14 protein-coding genes are annotated in these 15,803 nt (G+C 69.0%); 2 read left to right on the plus strand and 12 right to left on the minus strand.

Features of this window, described 5'->3' with window-relative positions; all coding sequences use genetic code 11:
* Positions 1-23: 23 nt before the first annotated feature.
* Positions 24-1,142, plus strand: a complete 1,119-nt coding sequence (locus OG496_RS44400) for a glycerate kinase (RefSeq protein ID WP_405976829.1) — start codon at positions 24-26, stop codon at positions 1,140-1,142.
* A 73-nt stretch (positions 1,143-1,215) separates the two neighbouring features.
* Here OG496_RS44400 and pssA read toward each other — a convergent pair whose 3' ends face one another.
* The 9 genes from pssA to OG496_RS44445 form a co-directional block, all read right to left on the minus strand.
* Positions 1,216-2,037 (minus strand): CDP-diacylglycerol--serine O-phosphatidyltransferase, encoded by an 822-nt coding sequence (gene pssA, locus OG496_RS44405; protein ID WP_019062931.1) that lies wholly within the window; start codon positions 2,035-2,037, stop codon positions 1,216-1,218.
* 22 nt (positions 2,038-2,059) lie between these two features.
* Positions 2,060-2,716, minus strand: a complete 657-nt coding sequence (locus OG496_RS44410; RefSeq protein WP_200688558.1) for a phosphatidylserine decarboxylase — start codon at positions 2,714-2,716, stop codon at positions 2,060-2,062.
* A 170-nt stretch (positions 2,717-2,886) separates the two neighbouring features.
* Positions 2,887-4,092, minus strand: a complete 1,206-nt coding sequence (locus tag OG496_RS44415) for an acyl-CoA dehydrogenase family protein (RefSeq protein ID WP_366493740.1) — start codon at positions 4,090-4,092, stop codon at positions 2,887-2,889.
* A 2-nt stretch (positions 4,093-4,094) separates the two neighbouring features.
* Positions 4,095-4,607 (minus strand): MaoC family dehydratase, encoded by a 513-nt coding sequence (locus tag OG496_RS44420; protein WP_043687845.1) that lies wholly within the window; start codon positions 4,605-4,607, stop codon positions 4,095-4,097.
* 4 nt (positions 4,608-4,611) lie between these two features.
* A complete protein-coding gene (locus OG496_RS44425) occupies positions 4,612-5,583 on the minus strand; it encodes a CoA ester lyase (protein ID WP_033279385.1) in 972 nt (323 codons plus the stop codon).
* Complete coding sequence (locus OG496_RS44430; protein WP_366493739.1) at positions 5,580-7,619, minus strand: protein meaA; 2,040 nt, start codon at positions 7,617-7,619, stop codon at positions 5,580-5,582. Before OG496_RS44430 ends, OG496_RS44425 begins: the two co-directional genes overlap by 4 nt.
* Before the next feature lie 16 nt (positions 7,620-7,635).
* Positions 7,636-8,979 (minus strand): crotonyl-CoA carboxylase/reductase, encoded by a 1,344-nt coding sequence (ccrA, locus tag OG496_RS44435; protein WP_405974882.1) that lies wholly within the window; start codon positions 8,977-8,979, stop codon positions 7,636-7,638.
* Positions 8,980-9,407: 428 nt separating this feature from the next.
* On the minus strand, positions 9,408-10,235 hold the full coding sequence (locus OG496_RS44440) for a TetR family transcriptional regulator (protein WP_033279584.1): 828 nt from the start codon (positions 10,233-10,235) through the stop codon (positions 9,408-9,410).
* A 118-nt stretch (positions 10,236-10,353) separates the two neighbouring features.
* Positions 10,354-12,159 (minus strand): 3-hydroxyacyl-CoA dehydrogenase family protein, encoded by a 1,806-nt coding sequence (locus tag OG496_RS44445; RefSeq protein ID WP_405974883.1) that lies wholly within the window; start codon positions 12,157-12,159, stop codon positions 10,354-10,356.
* Between the two features lie 340 nt (positions 12,160-12,499).
* Here OG496_RS44445 and OG496_RS44450 point away from each other — a divergent pair, with 340 nt between their 5' ends.
* Positions 12,500-13,075 carry an adenylosuccinate lyase gene (locus OG496_RS44450; protein WP_405974884.1) on the plus strand — a complete coding sequence of 192 codons (576 nt, stop codon included), beginning with the start codon at positions 12,500-12,502 and terminating at the stop codon, positions 13,073-13,075.
* Positions 13,076-13,096: 21 nt separating this feature from the next.
* Here OG496_RS44450 and OG496_RS44455 read toward each other — a convergent pair whose 3' ends face one another.
* The 3 genes from OG496_RS44455 to OG496_RS44465 form a co-directional block, all read right to left on the minus strand.
* Positions 13,097-13,630, minus strand: coding sequence for a GNAT family N-acetyltransferase (locus OG496_RS44455; protein WP_405974885.1), 534 nt, complete (start codon positions 13,628-13,630; stop codon positions 13,097-13,099).
* Between the two features lie 62 nt (positions 13,631-13,692).
* Complete coding sequence (locus OG496_RS44460; protein ID WP_405974886.1) at positions 13,693-14,100, minus strand: RidA family protein; 408 nt, start codon at positions 14,098-14,100, stop codon at positions 13,693-13,695.
* A gap of 73 nt (positions 14,101-14,173) precedes the next feature.
* Positions 14,174-15,754, minus strand: a complete 1,581-nt coding sequence (locus tag OG496_RS44465; protein WP_405974887.1) for an alpha/beta hydrolase — start codon at positions 15,752-15,754, stop codon at positions 14,174-14,176.
* Positions 15,755-15,803: the final 49 nt, after the last annotated feature.

The raw sequence follows: 15,803 nt of genomic DNA on the forward strand, positions 1-15,803 counted from the left end.
CTGCACAGAGGGGCACCCACAGGGTGCTCATCGCCGCGGACAAGTTCAAGGGGTCGCTGACGGCCGTGCAGGTCGCCGAGCGGGTGACGGCCGGGCTGCGCCGGGTCGTACCCGAGCTGGACGTGACGGCGATGCCGGTCGCCGACGGCGGCGACGGCACGGTGGACGCGGCCGTCGCGGCGGGCTTCGAGCGACGGGAGACACGGGTCGCCGGGCCCCTCGGCGACGAGGTCACCGCGGCCTTCGCGGTACGCGGCGACACGGCCGTCGTGGAGATGGCCGAGGCGAGCGGGCTGCAACGCCTGCCCAAGGGCGTCTTCGCCCCGCTGACCTCCTCGACGTACGGCTCCGGCGAACTGCTGCGGGCCGCGCTCGACGCGGGCGCCCGCACGATCGTGTTCGGCGTCGGCGGCAGCGCCACGACGGACGGCGGCGCGGGCATGCTCTCCGCGCTCGGCGCCCGCTTCCTGGACGCGGAGGGCGAACCGGTGTCCCCGGGCGGCGGCGGCCTGACCGACCTCGCCTCGGCCGACCTCACCGGCCTCGACCCACGCCTCACCACCATCGACCTGATCCTCGCGAGCGACGTCGACAACCCGCTCACCGGCCCCAAGGGCGCCCCCGCGGTCTACGGCCCCCAGAAGGGCGCCGCCCCCGACGACGTGGACGCCCTCGACGCCGCCCTCGGGCACTTCGCCAAGGTCCTGGAGGAGGCGATCGGCGCCAAGGCCGCCGAGTACGCCGCCGCACCCGGAGCGGGCGCCGCCGGCGGCATCGGCTACGGCGCCCTCCTTCTCGGCGCCCGCTTCCGCCCCGGCATCGAGGTCATGCTCGACGTCCTCGGCTTCCCCGCCGCCCTGGAGGGCGCCACCCTCGTCATCACCGGCGAAGGCTCCCTCGACGAACAGACCCTGCACGGCAAGGCCCCGGCAGGCGTCGCCGCGGCGGCCCGCGCCGAGGGCAAGGAGGTCGTCGCCGTCTGCGGCCGCCTCGCCCTGCCCCCGCAGTCCCTCGGCCACGCCGGCATCCGCCGCGCCTACCCCCTCACGGCGATCGAACCGGACGTCGTGAAGTGCATCGCCGAAGCCGGACCGATCCTGGAGCGGGTGGCGGAGAACATCGCCCGGGACTTCCTGGTCTGAGCCCCACCCCGAGGAACGTCGAAGGGCCCCGAGCCAAGCGGCTCGGGGCCCTTCGTTCTGTCTGCTACGACCGTTACGGCAGCTGTGCGGCTCGTGCCTCACGCCGGTTGCCGCGGAAGTTGTTCACCCGGCGGGCCGTCGCGAACAGCGGGATCACCGCGCCCATGACCAGCTGGAGCGCGCAGCCCGTCTGCAGGAGCAGCTGACCGCCCGGGGCGTCGAACGCCCAGGATGCCAACAGGCCCATCGACAGGACGATCCAGGCGAGCATCGCGACCGCGAGGCGACCGCGCGGCTTCGGGTACTCGACCCGGCTCACCATCAGCCAGGCGGTGCCCAGGATCGCGAGCAGCGTTGCCACGAAGGGCAGTTCGAGCAGCACGATCGAGACCACCGTCAGCGCACCGAACGGGGAGGGCATGCCCTGGAACATGCCGTTCGGCGGCGTCACGCACGAGAAGCGGGCCAGTCTCAGCACCACCGCCAGCAGCACCACGATCGCCCCGACCGCGGCCACTCTCTGGTGCGCGTCGTCGGCGACCATGCCGTAGACGAGGACGAAGTACGCCGGCGCGAGGCCGAAGCTGATCAGGTCCGACAGGTTGTCCAGCTCCGCGCCCATGGGGGAGGAGCGCAGCTTGCGGGCGACGAGGCCGTCGAAGAGGTCGAAGACCGCCGCGCACAGCATCAGGATGACCGCGGTGGCCGCGCTGTGGCGGGCCATGCCGGTCGACTCGTCGTTGCCCGTCAGGTGCGGGATCAGGATGCCGGTGGTGGTGAAGTACACCGCCATGAAGCCGCAGGTGGCGTTGCCGAGGGTGAGGGTGTCCGCTATTGAGAGGCGGAGAGAAAGAGGCATCTCCTCCTCGTCGTCCACCTCATCGGCCTCGGGCACCCAGCCCGCCTGTGTCTCCGGATCAACCACGGTCAATGCGAGTCACCCCAGCCACCGTCTTCTGTCCGACCTCCACGTCCACCTCGACACCCTCGGGGAGGTAGATGTCGACACGCGAACCGAAGCGGATCAGTCCGATGCGCTCGCCCTGCTCGACCTTCGTGCCCTGCGGGACGTAGGGGACGATGCGGCGGGCGACGGCGCCGGCGATCTGGATCATCTCGATGTCACCGAGCTCGGTGTCGAAGTGCCAGACGACCCGCTCGTTGTTCTCACTCTCCTTGTTGAACGCGGGAACGAAACCGCCCGGGATGTGCTCGACCGACGTCACCGTGCCGGAGAGCGGCGCGCGGTTGACGTGGACGTTCAGCGGGCTCATGAAGATGGCGACGCGGGTGCGACCGTCCTTCCACGGCATGATGCTCTGCACCACACCGTCGGCGGGCGAGATGACCCGGCCCTGGGTGATCTCGCGCTCGGGGTCGCGGAAGAACCACAGCATGCCCGCCGCGAGCGCGGTGGCGGGTACGGCCACGACCTTGGCGGCGCCGGACTTGCGCGCACGTACCAGGCTGAGGGCTGCGGTGGCGACGGTCGGCAGGAGCCACGGCGATGCTCCGCGCGCGAGGCGTACGCCTGCCAGGCTGTCGCGTGGTGCAGAGGTTTGGCTGTGGGGCATGGATGACCTTCGTAGCGGATGATGCCGCGCAGTAAACGGGGGACGGCGGCTTTCCCGGGATCGTACCGGTCGCGGGCCACAACTGGGCAAGCCAGGAAGCCGAGTCGGCGGCTGAGGAGCGTTGACGGGGTGTGATCTTCTTCTCGAAGAAAACACCCCGAAACGGACAATCAGCCCTGGAATCGATACTCTTCGAGCAGCCTGCGCCCGATGATCATTTTCTGGATTTCGGCGGTACCTTCGCCGATCAACAGCATCGGCGCCTCGCGGTAAAGGCGTTCGATCTCGTACTCCTTGGAGAAGCCGTACCCGCCGTGGATCCGGAAGGCGTCCTCGACGACCTCCTTGCAGTACTCGGAGGCGAGGTACTTCGCCATCCCTGCCTCAAGGTCGTTTCGTTCCCCGGAGTCCTTTTTGCGCGCCGCATTGACCATCATCGCATGGGCGGCCTCGACCTTGGTAGCCATCTCCGCGAGCTTGAACTGGATCGCCTGGTGCTGGGCGATGGGCTTCCCGAAGGTGTGACGCTGCTGCGCGTACGAGACGCCCAGTTCGAAGGCACGCTGAGCGACGCCGCAGCCACGCGCCGCCACGTTGACGCGGCCCACCTCGACTCCGTCCATCATTTGGTAAAAACCTCGGCCGGTCCCGCCGCCGAGCACGCGGTCGGCCGGAATCCGCAGGCCGTCCATGATCAACTCGGTGGTGTCGACACCCTTGTAGCCCATCTTGTCGATCTTCCCGGGGATGGTGAGACCGGGCCGGACCTCACCGAAACCGGGCTCCTTCTCGACCAGGAAGGTCGTCATCGACTTGTGGGGCGCGGTGCCCTCCGGGTGTCCTTCGTCACTTCGCACGAGGACGGCGACGAGTGACGAAGTACCGCCGTTCGTCAGCCACATCTTCTGACCGGTCAGGACGTACTCGTCGCCGTCCTTGACCGCCTTCGACGTGATCGCCGAGACGTCCGAACCGAGCGCCGGCTCCGACATCGAGAACGCGCCCCGGATGTCACCGGCCGCCATGCGCGGCAGGAAGTGGTCCTTCTGCTCCTGCGTGCCGTGCTGCTTGAGCATGTACGCCACGATGAAGTGGGTGTTGATGATCCCGGACACCGACATCCACCCGCGCGCGATCTCCTCCACGCACAGGGCGTACGTCAACAGGGACTCGCCCAGGCCGCCGTACTCCTCCGGGATCATCAGGCCGAAGAGGCCCAACTCCTTGAGCCCGTCGACGATCGCTTGCGGATACTCGTCGCGGTGCTCCAGCTCGGTGGCGACCGGGAGGATCTCCTTGTCCACGAAGTCGCGGACGGTGGACAGGATTTCCCGCTGGATGTCGGTGAGACCGGCGGTCTGGGCGAGTCGCGCCATGGCTACTTCTCCTGCTCCTTGAGCTGGGGGCGGCCGGGCTGCTCGCCGCCGCGCTCCTTGATGTACGTCTCGGTCGGCACCATCACCTTGCGGCGGAACACGCAGACCAACGTGCCGTCCTGCTTGTAGCCCTTGGTCTCGACGTACACGATCCCGCGGTCGTTCTTCGACTTCGAGGGCGTCTTGTCGAGAACCGTCGTCTCGCCGTAGATCGTGTCCCCGTGGAACGTCGGCGCCACGTGCTTCAGCGACTCGACCTCCAGGTTGGCGATCGCCTTGCCCGACACGTCCGGCACCGACATGCCCAGCAGGAGTGAGTAGATGTAGTTCCCGACCACCACGTTCTTGCCGAAGTCCGTCGTGTTCTCGGCGTAGTTGGCGTCCATGTGGAGCGGGTGGTGGTTCATCGTCAGGAGACAGAAGAGGTGGTCGTCGTACTCCGTGACCGTCTTCCCGGGCCAGTGCTTGTAGACCGCGCCGACCTCGAACTCCTCGTAGGTGCGTCCGAACTGCATGGGCTCAGGCCTCCGGGGCTTCGAACTTGGACGTGCGCTCCATACCGGCGGCCCGGCCCTTGCCCGAGATGACGAGCGCCATCTTGCGGCTGGCCTCGTCGATCATCTCGTCGCCGAGCATCGCGGAGCCCTTCTTGCCGCCCGCCTCGGACGTGTAGTAGTCGTACGCGTCCAGGATCAACTCGGCGTGGTCGAAGTCCTCTTGAGAGGGCGAGAAGATCTCGTTGGACGCCTCGACCTGACCCGGGTGCAGCACCCACTTGCCGTCGAAGCCGAGCGCGGCGGCACGCTGGGCGACCGCGCGGTAGCCGTCGAGGTTGCGGATCTGGAGGTAAGGGCCGTCGATCGCCTGGAGGTTGTTGGCGCGGGCGGCCATCAGGATCTTCATCAGGATGTAGTGGTAGGCGTCCGCCGGGTACCCAGGCGGCTGTTCGCCCACGACCAACGACTTCATGTTGATCGACGCCATGAAGTCGGCCGGGCCGAAGATGATCGTCTCGACGCGCTGGGAGGCCGTCGCGATCTCGTTGACGTTGTTGAGGCCCTGCGCGTTCTCGATCTGCGCCTCGATGCCGATCTTGCCGACCTCGAAGCCCATCGTCTTCTCGATCTGCGTGAGCAACAGGTCCAGCGCTACGACCTGTTGGGCGTCCTGCACCTTCGGCAGCATGATGCAGTCGAGGTTCTGCCCGGCGCCCTCGACGACCGTGACGACATCGCGGTACGTCCACTCGGTCGTCCAGTCGTTGACGCGCACGACCCGCGTCTTGCCCGTCCAGTCGCCCTCGTTGAGGAACTTGACGATGGTGTGCCGCGCCTCGGGCTTGGCGAGCGGCGCGCACGCGTCCTCCAGGTCCAGGAAGACCTGGTCGGCCGGGAGTCCCTGCGCCTTCTCCAGGAAGCGCGGATTACTCCCGGGGACCGCGAGACAGGAGCGCCGCGGGCGAAGCCGGTTGACGGGGGCGGGCGTGGTCATGCGGGGACCTCCAAGGGGTCGAGCAGAGGGTCGAGCTTGTTCGCTTTCCGGATCTCGTCGACGATGCGGCCGATGATTCCGGTGATGTCGAAGTCCTTCGGTGTGAAGACCGCCGCGACTCCGGCGGCCCGCAGCTGTTCGGCGTCACCATTGGGGATGATCCCACCGGCGATGACAGGTATGTCTGTGGCACCGGCCACACGGAGCCGTTCGAGCACGTCCGGCACCAGCTGGGCGTGCGAGCCGGACAGGATCGACAGCCCCACCGCGTGCACGTCCTCGGCGATGGCCGCGTCCACGATCTGCTCCGGGGTCAGCCGGATGCCCTGGTAGACCACCTCGAAGCCGGCGTCACGCGCGCGTACGGCGATCTGCTCGGCGCCGTTGGAGTGCCCGTCCAGGCCCGGCTTGCCGACCAGGAACCGCAGCTTCCCGGCGCCCATCTCGCGCGCCGTCACATCCACCTTGCGGCGTACCTCGGCCATCGCCGAGCCCTCCTCGGCGGGCACCGCCACCGGCGCCGACGAGACACCCGTGGGCGCCCGGAACTCGCCGAACACCTCGCGCAGGGCCCCGGCCCACTCGCCGGTCGTGACACCGGCGCGGGCGCACTCCAGGGTGGCCTCCATGAGGTTGTCGGTGCCCTTGGCGGCCTCCTTCAGCCGCTCCAGCGCCTTGCACGGGCGCGGGTGGTTGAAGGGCGGCTGGTAGCGCGTGTCCCGCCAGCGCTGCAACGACTCGATGACCCGCGCCTCGACGGCCGGGTCGACCGTCTGGATCGCCGTGTCGAGGTCGGCGGTGAGCGGATTGGGCTCGGTCGTGTTGAAGATGTTGACGCCGACGATCTTCTCTCGACCGGACTCGATACGGGCCCGCCGCTCGGCGTGCGAGGACACGAGCTGCGACTTCAGATAGCCCGACTCGACGGCGGCCATCGCGCCGCCCATCTCCTCGATGCGGTCCATCTCGGCGAGGGACTCCTCGACCAGGGAGGCCACCTTCGCCTCGATGACGTGCGAGCCGTCGAAGATGTCCGCGTACTCCAGCAGGTCGCTCTCGTGCGCCAGCACCTGCTGGATGCGCAGCGACCACTGCTGGTCCCAGGGGCGGGGGAGCCCCAACGCCTCGTTCCACGCCGGGAGTTGCACGGCACGCGCGCGTGCGTCCTTCGACAGCGTCACGGCCAGCATCTCCAGCACGATCCGCTGGACGTTGTTCTCCGGCTGCGCCTCGGTCAGACCGAGGGAGTTGACCTGGACGCCGTAGCGGAACCGGCGCTGCTTCGGGTTCTCGATGCCGTAGCGCTCACGGGTGACCTCGTCCCAGATGCGGCCGAAGGCGCGCATCTTGCACATCTCCTCGATGAAGCGGACGCCCGCGTTCACGAAGAAGGAGATGCGGGCGACGACATCGCCCCTGCGGTCCTCGGGGATCTGGCCGGACGCGAACACCGCGTCCAGGACGGCGATCGCGGTGGACATCGCGTACGCGATCTCCTGGACCGGGGTGGCCCCGGCCTCCTGGAGGTGGTAGCTGCAGATGTTGATCGGGTTCCACTTGGGGATGTGGTTGACCGTGTAGCAGATCATGTCGGTCGTCAGCCGGAGCGAGGGAACCGGCGGGAACACGTGCGTGCCCCGCGACAGGTACTCCTTGACGATGTCGTTCTGGGTCGTCCCCTGGAGCTGGGTGATGTCCACACCCTGCTCCTCGGCGACGACCTGATAGAGCGCCAGCAGCCACATGGCGGTGGCGTTGATCGTCATCGAGGTGTTCATCTGGTCCAGGGGGATGTCCTGGAACAGCCGGCGCATGTCACCGACGTGGGCCACCGGCACACCGACCCGGCCGACCTCGCCGCGGGCGAGGATGTGGTCGGAGTCGTAGCCGGTCTGCGTCGGCAGGTCGAACGCGACCGACAGACCGGTCTGGCCCTTGGCGAGGTTGCGCCGGTACAACTCGTTGGACGCCTCTGCCGTGGAGTGACCGGCGTACGTGCGCATCAGCCACGGCCGGTCTTTCTGGCGCTCAGTCATCAATGACCTCAGGTCCTCAGATGTTCCGGAAGCGGTTGATCGCGTCGATGTGCTTGGCGCGCAGTTCCTGGTCGCGCACGCCGAGGCCTTCCTCGGGGGCGAGGCACAGGACGCCGACCTTGCCCTGGTGGAGGTTGCGGTGGACGTCGTAGGCGGCCTGTCCGGTCTCCTCCAGGGAGTAGACCCGGGAGAGCGTGGGGTGGATCTTGCCCTTGGCGACCAGCCGGTTGGCCTCCCAGGCCTCGCGGTAGTTGGCGAAGTGCGAGCCCACGATCTTCTTCAGGGACATCCACAGGTAGCGGTTGTCGTACTCGTGGTTGTACCCGGAGGTCGACGCGCAGGTGACGATCGTGCCGCCCTTGCGGGTGACGTAAACGCTTGCGCCGAAGGTCTCGCGGCCCGGGTGCTCGAAGACGATGTCGACGTCCTCGCCGCCGGTGAGTTCACGGATGCGCTTGCCGAAGCGCTTCCACTCGCGCGGGTCCTGGTTGTGCTCGTCGGCCCAGAACTTGTAGTCCTCGGCGGTGCGGTCGATGATCGCCTCGGCGCCCATCGCCCGGCAGATGTCGGCCTTTTGAGGGCTGCTCACGACACAGATGGGGTTGGCGCCGCCCGCGAGCGCGAACTGCGTGGCGTACGAGCCGAGTCCGCCGCTCGCGCCCCAGATCAGGACGTTGTCGCCCTGCTTCATGCCGGCGCCGTTGCGGGAGACCAACTGCCGGTAGGCGGTGGAGTTCACGAGCCCCGGGGCCGCGGCCTCCTCCCATGACAAGTGCCCCGGCTTGGGCATCAGCTGGTTGGACTTGACGAGCGCGATCTCGGCGAGCCCGCCGAAGTTGGTCTCGAAGCCCCAGATGCGCTGCTCGGGGTCGAGCATCGTGTCGTTGTGCCCGTCGCTCGACTCCAGCTCCACGCTCAGGCAGTGCGCGACGACCTCGTCACCGGGCTTCCAGGCGTTCACGCCAGGGCCGGTGCGCAGGACGACGCCCGCGAGGTCGGAGCCGATGATGTGGTACGGCAGGTCGTGCCGCTTGGTCAGCTCGCTGAGCTTGCCGTAGCGCTCCAGGAAACCGAAGGTCGACAGCGGCTCGAAGATCGAGGTCCACACGGAGTTGTAGTTGACGCTCGACGCCATCACGGCCACTAGGGCCTCGCCCGGGCCGAGTTCGGGCACCGGGACGTCGTCCAGGTGGATCGACTTGCGGGGGTCCTTGTCGCGGGTGGTGAGGCCCGCGAACATGTCCGTCTCGTCCTTGTGCACGGTGATCGCGCGGTACGACTCGGGGAGCGGCAGGGCTGCGAAATCGGCCGGAGTCGAGTCCGGCGACTGGATCGCGTCCAGGATTTCCTTCACGGTCACGGTGTTGCCTCCGGCGAAGTGCGCCCTGAGGGAGGGGCGCCGATGGTTACGTCGGTGCTGCTGCTGAGGGTGGGTGCTGAGGTGCCGTCGGTTCGGCGGGTGGTGCTTCGGCAGCGCTTTGTGGCGCGGGAGGTTGCCTGTGACGCAGGCGTCCGGGCGCGCAGCCCAGTGGTGGGTTGCGGGGACAGCCGACGTACGAAAGGTCTCTGCACGCCGGCCGCCCGGACACCTTCAACGTATGACACTGCGTGTCACCCCGCAAGGCACCGAGTGCCATGAATCGCTCTCAGGTGAAATCTTTACGTAACAAATGAGCGATGATCGATCGAACGGGGTCTGAAAGGTGCCTGAAAACCTGCTCTGACATGCCAAAACGGCCACCCCGTGGGGTGGCCGTCATCACAGAGTCCGTAGGGACCCAAGGGCCCTCAGCGGTCCCTCAGTGCCTCTTCGATGGTCCGCATGACCTCGTCCAGCGGGGCGTCGGTGCGGGCGACCGTCACCAGGACCTCGCCCTGCTGGTGCACCATCGCGGTGGCCGGCTTGGGGGTCGTGGTGCGGCCGGCGCCGATGCCGCTGCCGAACGTCTTCCGTACGATCCCGAAGGCGTGGTCGAGCTGTGCCTCGACGTCGCCCTGGCCGCCGGCCCGCAGCCAGCGCCGCAGCACGTGGTTGTGGGCGGTGACCACGGCCGAGGCGGCGACCTCGGCGAGCAGCGGGTCGTCGTTGGCGTCGTCGTCGTGCGCGTGCTCGTCGAAGTGGCCCAGGAGATAGCGCGTGAACAGCCGCTCGTAGCGGGCCACCGACGCGATCTCGGCCTCGCGCAGGGTGGGCACCTCGCGCGTCAGCTTGTAGCGGGCGACCGAGATCTCCGGCTGGGCCGCGTACATGCGCATGACTTCCTTGATGCCCCGGCAGACCGTGTCGAGCGGGTGCTCGTGCGCGGGGGCGGCATTGAGTACCGCCTCGGCCCGGATCAAGGTGTCGTCATGGTCGGGGAAGATCGCCTCTTCCTTGGAGCGGAAGTGGCGGAAGAAGGTCCGGCGCGCGACCCCGGCCGCGGCCGCGATCTCGTCGACGGTGGTCGCCTCGTACCCCTTGGTCGCGAACAGCTCCATCGCGGCCGCCGCCAACTCGCGCCGCATCTTGAGGCGCTGGGCGGCGGCACGACTGCCCGCGGCACTCTCCGGTGCGTCGGGCGTGGCTGGTGTACGAGAGGGCTTGGCGGGCTGGGGCATGACCCGAACGTACTGCATGTGCGCAGCTTGGCGCGCACGTCCGGGGTTTCCCCCGCCCGCTGTGGGCAGGGGTTCTCCGGTCGGATCGAGCAGCCCGCCCCAGTCCCCGTCGACGGCCGACCCGTCGCCGGAACCCTCAGCGACGGGCATATTCGCGGAAGCCGCGGCCCGTCTTGCGGCCGAGGCAGCCCGCGGCCACCAGGTGCTCCAGGAGCGGCGCCGGAGCGAGGCCCGGGTCGCGGAACTCGCGGTGCAGGACCTTCTCGATCGCCAGGGAGACGTCCAGCCCCACGACGTCCAACAGCTCGAAGGGGCCCATCGGGTAGCCGCCGCCCAGCTTCATCGCCGCGTCAATGTCGTCAAGAGACGCATAGTGCTCCTGCACCATCTTGATCGCGTTGTTGAGGTACGGGAAAAGCAGTGCATTGACGATGAATCCGGCTCGGTCACCACAGTCGACCGCATGCTTCTTGATCTTGACGCAGACCTCGTGCACTGTTGATTGGACGTCACCGTCCGTCAACACCGTACGGACGACCTCGACCAGCTTCATGGCCGGTGCGGGGTTGAAGAAGTGCATGCCGATCACGTCCTGCGGACGCGAGGTGGCGCGGGCGCACGCGACGACCGGGAGCGACGAGGTCGTGGTGGCCAGGACCGCGCCCGGCTTGCAGACCTTGTCCAGCGTCGCGAACAGCTGCTGCTTGATCTCCAGGTCCTCGGCGACCGCCTCGACGGCCAGGTCGACGTCCGCGAACGCGTCGTAGGAGCCCGCCGGAGTGATCCGCTCCAGGGTCTGCGCGGCGGCCCCGGCGGTCATGCGGCCCTTGTCGACGGAGCGCGAAAGCGACTTGCCGATACGGGACTTGGCGACCTGCGCCTTCTCCTCGCTGCGCGCGGCGAGCACGACCTCGTACCCGGCCTTGGCGAAGACCTCGGCGATACCGGACGCCATGGTCCCGGAACCGGCGACCCCCACCGAGCGGACCGTGCGGCCCGGGGTGAGCTGCGCGCCCTCCGGCGGGGTCAGCGCGTCCCGCACGACGGTCGCGCTGCCGGGAGCCTCGTACGAGTAGAAGCCGCGACCCGTCTTACGGCCGGTCAGGCCCGCCTCGCTGAGCTGTTTCAGGATCGGCGCGGGGGCGTGCAGACGGTCGTGGGACTCGGCGTACATGGCCTCCAGGACCGTGCGCGCGGTGTCGACGCCGATCAGGTCGAGGAGCGCGAGCGGGCCCATCGGCAGTCCGCAGCCGAGCCGCATCGCCGCGTCGATGTCCTCGCGGGAGGCGTACTTCGCCTCGTACATCGCGGCCGCCTGGTTGAGATAGCCGAACAGCAGCCCGTCCGCGACGAACCCGGGCCGGTCGCCGACCGCGACGGGCTCCTTGCCCAGCTCGATCGCCAGCTCGGTGACCGCGGCGACGGCGGCGGGCGCGGTCAGCACCGACGACACGACCTCGACCAGCTTCATCGCGGGCGCCGGGTTGAAGAAGTGCAGCCCCAACACCCGCTCCGGCCGCGCGGAGTCGGCGGCCAGCCGGGTCACGGAGAGGGCGTTCGTGCCGGTCGCGAGGATGGTGTCGGGGCGCACGATCCCGTCCAGCTCACGGAAGATCTGGTGCTTGATCTCGTACGACTCCGGGGCCACCTCGATGACCAGGTCGGCGTCGGCCGCGGCGCTCAGATTGGTGGAGGTACGGACACGGGCCAGGGCGTCGGTGCGCTCCTGCCCGGTCAGCCGGCCGCGCCGCACGGCGTGGGCGGTCGCGGTCTCCAGGGCGGCGACGGCGTGGGCGGTCGCGGCCTCGCTGACGTCGATGCCGACGACCTCGCGGCCGGCCCGGGCGAGGACCTCGGCGATACCGGTGCCCATCGTGCCGAGACCGACGACGGCAATGGTCTTGAACGGGGACAGGGGAGCGTCGGACAGGGGAGCTGCCATCGCGGGACTCCTGGAATGAGGGTGACGACTGGGAGCGCGCTCCGTACGCCGAGGGGCGCACGGAGTGCGAGAAGGAGTGCGGGTGGTACCGGGCAACGAGCGCACACGCCCGGCGAGAAGAGAGAGTTCCGACCGGCCCTGTCCCAGGCCTGGTCGTACCGCGGTACACGAGGCACCGAACCGACTGCACTCACGGCGGCTGCGTCACCAGGCCGCCGTAAGGAGATACACGAGTGGGTAACTCGCTCACCTGAGCTTAACCGGTGAGTAACGAGCGCGCCAGCCCCCGAGTTTGTGATGTAGGTCCCGGGCTCCTGACGACACCCATAGGCTCGGTTTCATGGACGAAGAGTTGCGATCACTCACGGAGCGCTTACGGCGGGAGTCGGGAGGGGCGGTGCCGTACGAGCGACTCGTGGCGACCGGCGGCCTCGACGAACTGGCGGAGGTCCTCACCGCCCCCGGCCATCCGCTGTGGGCAAGGGAGTTGGCCGCGTTCCGCCTCGGCCTCGTCGGCGACCGACGTGCCTTCGAGTCCTTGGTCCTCCTCCTCAACCACCGCGACCCGCAGCGCTGCGCCTCCGCCGCGTACGCGCTGGCCCGCCTCGACGACCCCCGCACCGCCCGCGCGGCCGCCGCCCTCGCCACCAACGAACTCCGCGTCGCCTACGCCCTGCACCCCGTCCGCCTCCTGACCGACCTCCACGCCCCCGAGTCGGTGCCGGCGCTCATCACCACCCTCCAACGACGCCTGCGCCCGCACGACCCGTACCGCCGCGTGGCCCTCGCCTGCGTGGAGGGCCTGGGCGAACTGGCCGACCCGCGCGCCAGACCGGTGCTGAACGACGCGCTGGCCCACCCGGCACTGGCGGAGGCGGCGGTGCATGCGCTGGGGCGGATTCCGCGGCAGCGGTGAGCCGTTGGCCCGGTGCGGTGCTCAGTCCCTCAGTTCCTTGACGTACCGCACCTCGGGCACCGCGACCCCCGCCACCTCGTACGGCTCCTCCGCTCCGTCCGCCCGGAAGCCCGCGCGCTCGTAGAAGCGGCGGGCGCGGGCGTTGCCCCGGACGACCCAGAGGAGGACGCGGTCGTGGCCGCGGGCCGCGCACTGCCGTACGGACTCCTGCAGGAGGGCCCGGCCGACGCCGGTGCTCACGTACCGGGGGTCGAGATAGATGGCGTACAACTCGGCCTCTCCGGTGCGGAGTTCACCGTCGCGGTACGGTCCGATCGCGGCCCAGCCGATGAGTTCGGTGCCCCGCGTCGCGACCAGGTTCAGGACGCTGCCGTCCCCTTGCCCGAATCGGGCCCGGCGGCGCTCGGCGTCGGCCTTCGCGCTGAGGGCGTCGAGGAAGGGCTGCGGCATGAGGCCCCGGTACGCGAACTGCCAGCCCAGGACGCGGATTTCGGAGACGCGGTCGCAGTCGGCGAGGGTCATGGGGCGGATGTGGAGGGGTTCGGCGTCGTCCATGGCGGCACCCTAGGGAGGTGGCGACCGGGCCCGCCTCCGAATTAGCCGTGCCTGCCTCCGAACTACTCGGCTTGTTCGGCGACCACCGCGAACGCCTCGATCTCCATCAGGAACTCCGGTCGCACCAGCGCGGCGACCTGTACGGCCGACGCGGCGGGGAGCCGGTCGTCGGGTATGTGGGCGGCGCGGGCCGTGCGGATGGCCGGCATGTGGGCCATGTCCGTGACGTAGAAGGTCAGTTTGACCACGTCGTCGAAGGTGGCGCCCGCCGAGTCGAGGCAGCGGCGGAGGTTCTCGAAGACCTGACGGGCCTGTGCCGCCGCGTCGCCCTCGCCGACGAGCTTGCCGTCCTCGTCCAGGGCGAGCTGGCCGGAGATCGCGACGAAGCGGCCGGTGCCCGTCACGACGTGCGTGTAGGCCGTCGCGGGGGCGACGCCGTCGGGGGCGGGAATCCTCGTCAGTTCACTCATGCGTCCATGGTGGACCATGGGTCTGACAGTGAGGATTCCCGCCCCCGACGGGCGGTTGATCTTCAGTACGTGCTCAGCCTCGGAAGCCCAGCAGCCCGTGCAGCGTCGAGCCGTGCGCCGTGCTCGTCGCCGCCTTCGCCGTGGTCAACGGCTCCGGGTCCGGCGTCTTCTGGCACACCGCGTCGACCTCGCCGCCGCTGCGCGGCACCTTCCCGTTGGTCAGATACGTCGCCAGGTACTTGTCCAGGCAGGCGTTCCCGCTCAGCGTGATGCCGTGGTTCCCGCCGCCCTGCTCGACCACGAAGCTCGAACCGGCCAGCATCTGGTGGACCGTGGCGCCGCCCTCGTACGGAGTGGCCGCGTCGTTCGTCGCCTGGAACAGCAGCACCGGCGGCAGCTTGCCGTTGGCGATGTTGATCGGCTCCTTCGACCGCGTCGGCCAGAACGCGCACGGCGCGTTGTACCAGGCGTTGTTCCACACCATGAACGGCGCCTTGTCGTAGGCCGCCCAGTTGTCCTTGCGCCACTGGTTCCAGTCGCGCGGCCAGGACGCGTCACGGCACTGCACCGAGGCGTAGACGCTGTACCCGTTGTCCCCGGAGGCGTCGATCGCGGCGAAGTTCTCGTACGTCTCGACCAGCGGATCGGCGTTCTTGTCGTTCACGTAGGCCGCGAACGCCTCGGCCAGATAAGGCCAGTAGCCGTTGTAGTACCCGCCGGGGATGAAGGTGTCCTCCAGTTCGGAGGCCCCCACCTTCCCGCCGGCCGGCTTCTTGGCGAGCGCCTTCCGCATCGCGTACCACTTGGCCTCGATCTTGGCCGGGTCGGTGCCGAGCTTGTACGTCGTGTTGTACTTCGCGATCCACGCCATGAGCGCCTGCTGGCGGTCGTTGAAGGCGTAGTCCTGCCCGAGGTTGTCGTCGTACCAGACACCGGTGGGATCCACGATGGAGTCGAGGACCAGGCGGCGCACGCGCTCCGGGTAGAGCTTGGCGTACACGGCGCCCAGGTAGGTGCCGTACGAGTAGCCGAAGTAGTTGATCTTCTTCGTGCCGAGGGCCGCCCGGATCGAGTCCATGTCCCGTACGGCACTGATCGTGTCGATGTACGGCAGCACGCTCGCGTACTTCTTGCCGCAGGCGGCTGCGAACGCCTTCACGCGCGTGAGGTTGGCCTTCTCCAACGCCGGGGTGCTCGGCACCGAGTCGGGGCGGACCGGGTTGAAGTAGCCGGGCTTGCAGTCGAGGGCGGGGGTGCTCTTGCCGACACCGCGCGGGTCGAAGCCGATGACGTCGTACTGGGACGCCACCGCCTTGGGCAGCGAGGACGCGACGAAGCCCGCGAGGGTCAGCCCGCTGCCGCCGGGGCCGCCGGGGTTGACCAGCAGCGGGCCCTGGTACGTCTTCGCGGTGTGCGGGACGCGGGACAGGGCGAGCGAGATCTGCTTGCCGTGCGGGTTCGCGTGGTCCAGGGGCACCTTGACGCTTGAGCACTGGAGCGTCGGATAGTTCGTGGTGGCACAGCTCTTCCAGCTGAGCTTCGCCGCCCGGACGGTGGTCGTGGGGTGCGCGGTGCTCGCGTCGGCGGGGAGAGCGGTGACCGTCCCGGCCACGACGACGGCGGCACCGCACAGTACGGCTGCGCGTTTTCTCATACGTCCTCCCAGGACGGAGAGGCGGCGGACAGCGGGTTTCGCGGTCCGT

Source organism: Streptomyces sp. NBC_00988, assembly GCF_045162645.1.
Taxonomy (GTDB): Bacteria; Actinomycetota; Actinomycetes; order Streptomycetales; family Streptomycetaceae; genus Streptomyces.

What these genes read in the sequence shown, in the direction of transcription:
- OG496_RS44410 (WP_200688558.1), bottom strand. Translation starts at nt 2,716, where the DNA reads ATGCCCCACAGCCAAACCTCTGCACCACGCGACAGCCTGGCAGGCGTA.
- OG496_RS44415 (WP_366493740.1), bottom strand. Translation starts at nt 4,092, where the DNA reads ATGGCGCGACTCGCCCAGACCGCCGGTCTCACCGACATCCAGCGGGAA.
- OG496_RS44420 (WP_043687845.1), bottom strand. Translation starts at nt 4,607, where the DNA reads ATGCAGTTCGGACGCACCTACGAGGAGTTCGAGGTCGGCGCGGTCTAC.
- OG496_RS44425 (WP_033279385.1), bottom strand. Translation starts at nt 5,583, where the DNA reads ATGACCACGCCCGCCCCCGTCAACCGGCTTCGCCCGCGGCGCTCCTGT.
- OG496_RS44430 (WP_366493739.1), bottom strand. Translation starts at nt 7,619, where the DNA reads ATGACTGAGCGCCAGAAAGACCGGCCGTGGCTGATGCGCACGTACGCC.
- OG496_RS44440 (WP_033279584.1), bottom strand. Translation starts at nt 10,235, where the DNA reads ATGCAGTACGTTCGGGTCATGCCCCAGCCCGCCAAGCCCTCTCGTACA.
- OG496_RS44445 (WP_405974883.1), bottom strand. Translation starts at nt 12,159, where the DNA reads ATGGCAGCTCCCCTGTCCGACGCTCCCCTGTCCCCGTTCAAGACCATT.
- OG496_RS44450 (WP_405974884.1), top strand. Translation starts at nt 12,500, where the DNA reads ATGGACGAAGAGTTGCGATCACTCACGGAGCGCTTACGGCGGGAGTCG.
- OG496_RS44455 (WP_405974885.1), bottom strand. Translation starts at nt 13,630, where the DNA reads ATGGACGACGCCGAACCCCTCCACATCCGCCCCATGACCCTCGCCGAC.
- OG496_RS44460 (WP_405974886.1), bottom strand. Translation starts at nt 14,100, where the DNA reads ATGAGTGAACTGACGAGGATTCCCGCCCCCGACGGCGTCGCCCCCGCG.
- OG496_RS44465 (WP_405974887.1), bottom strand. Translation starts at nt 15,754, where the DNA reads ATGAGAAAACGCGCAGCCGTACTGTGCGGTGCCGCCGTCGTCGTGGCC.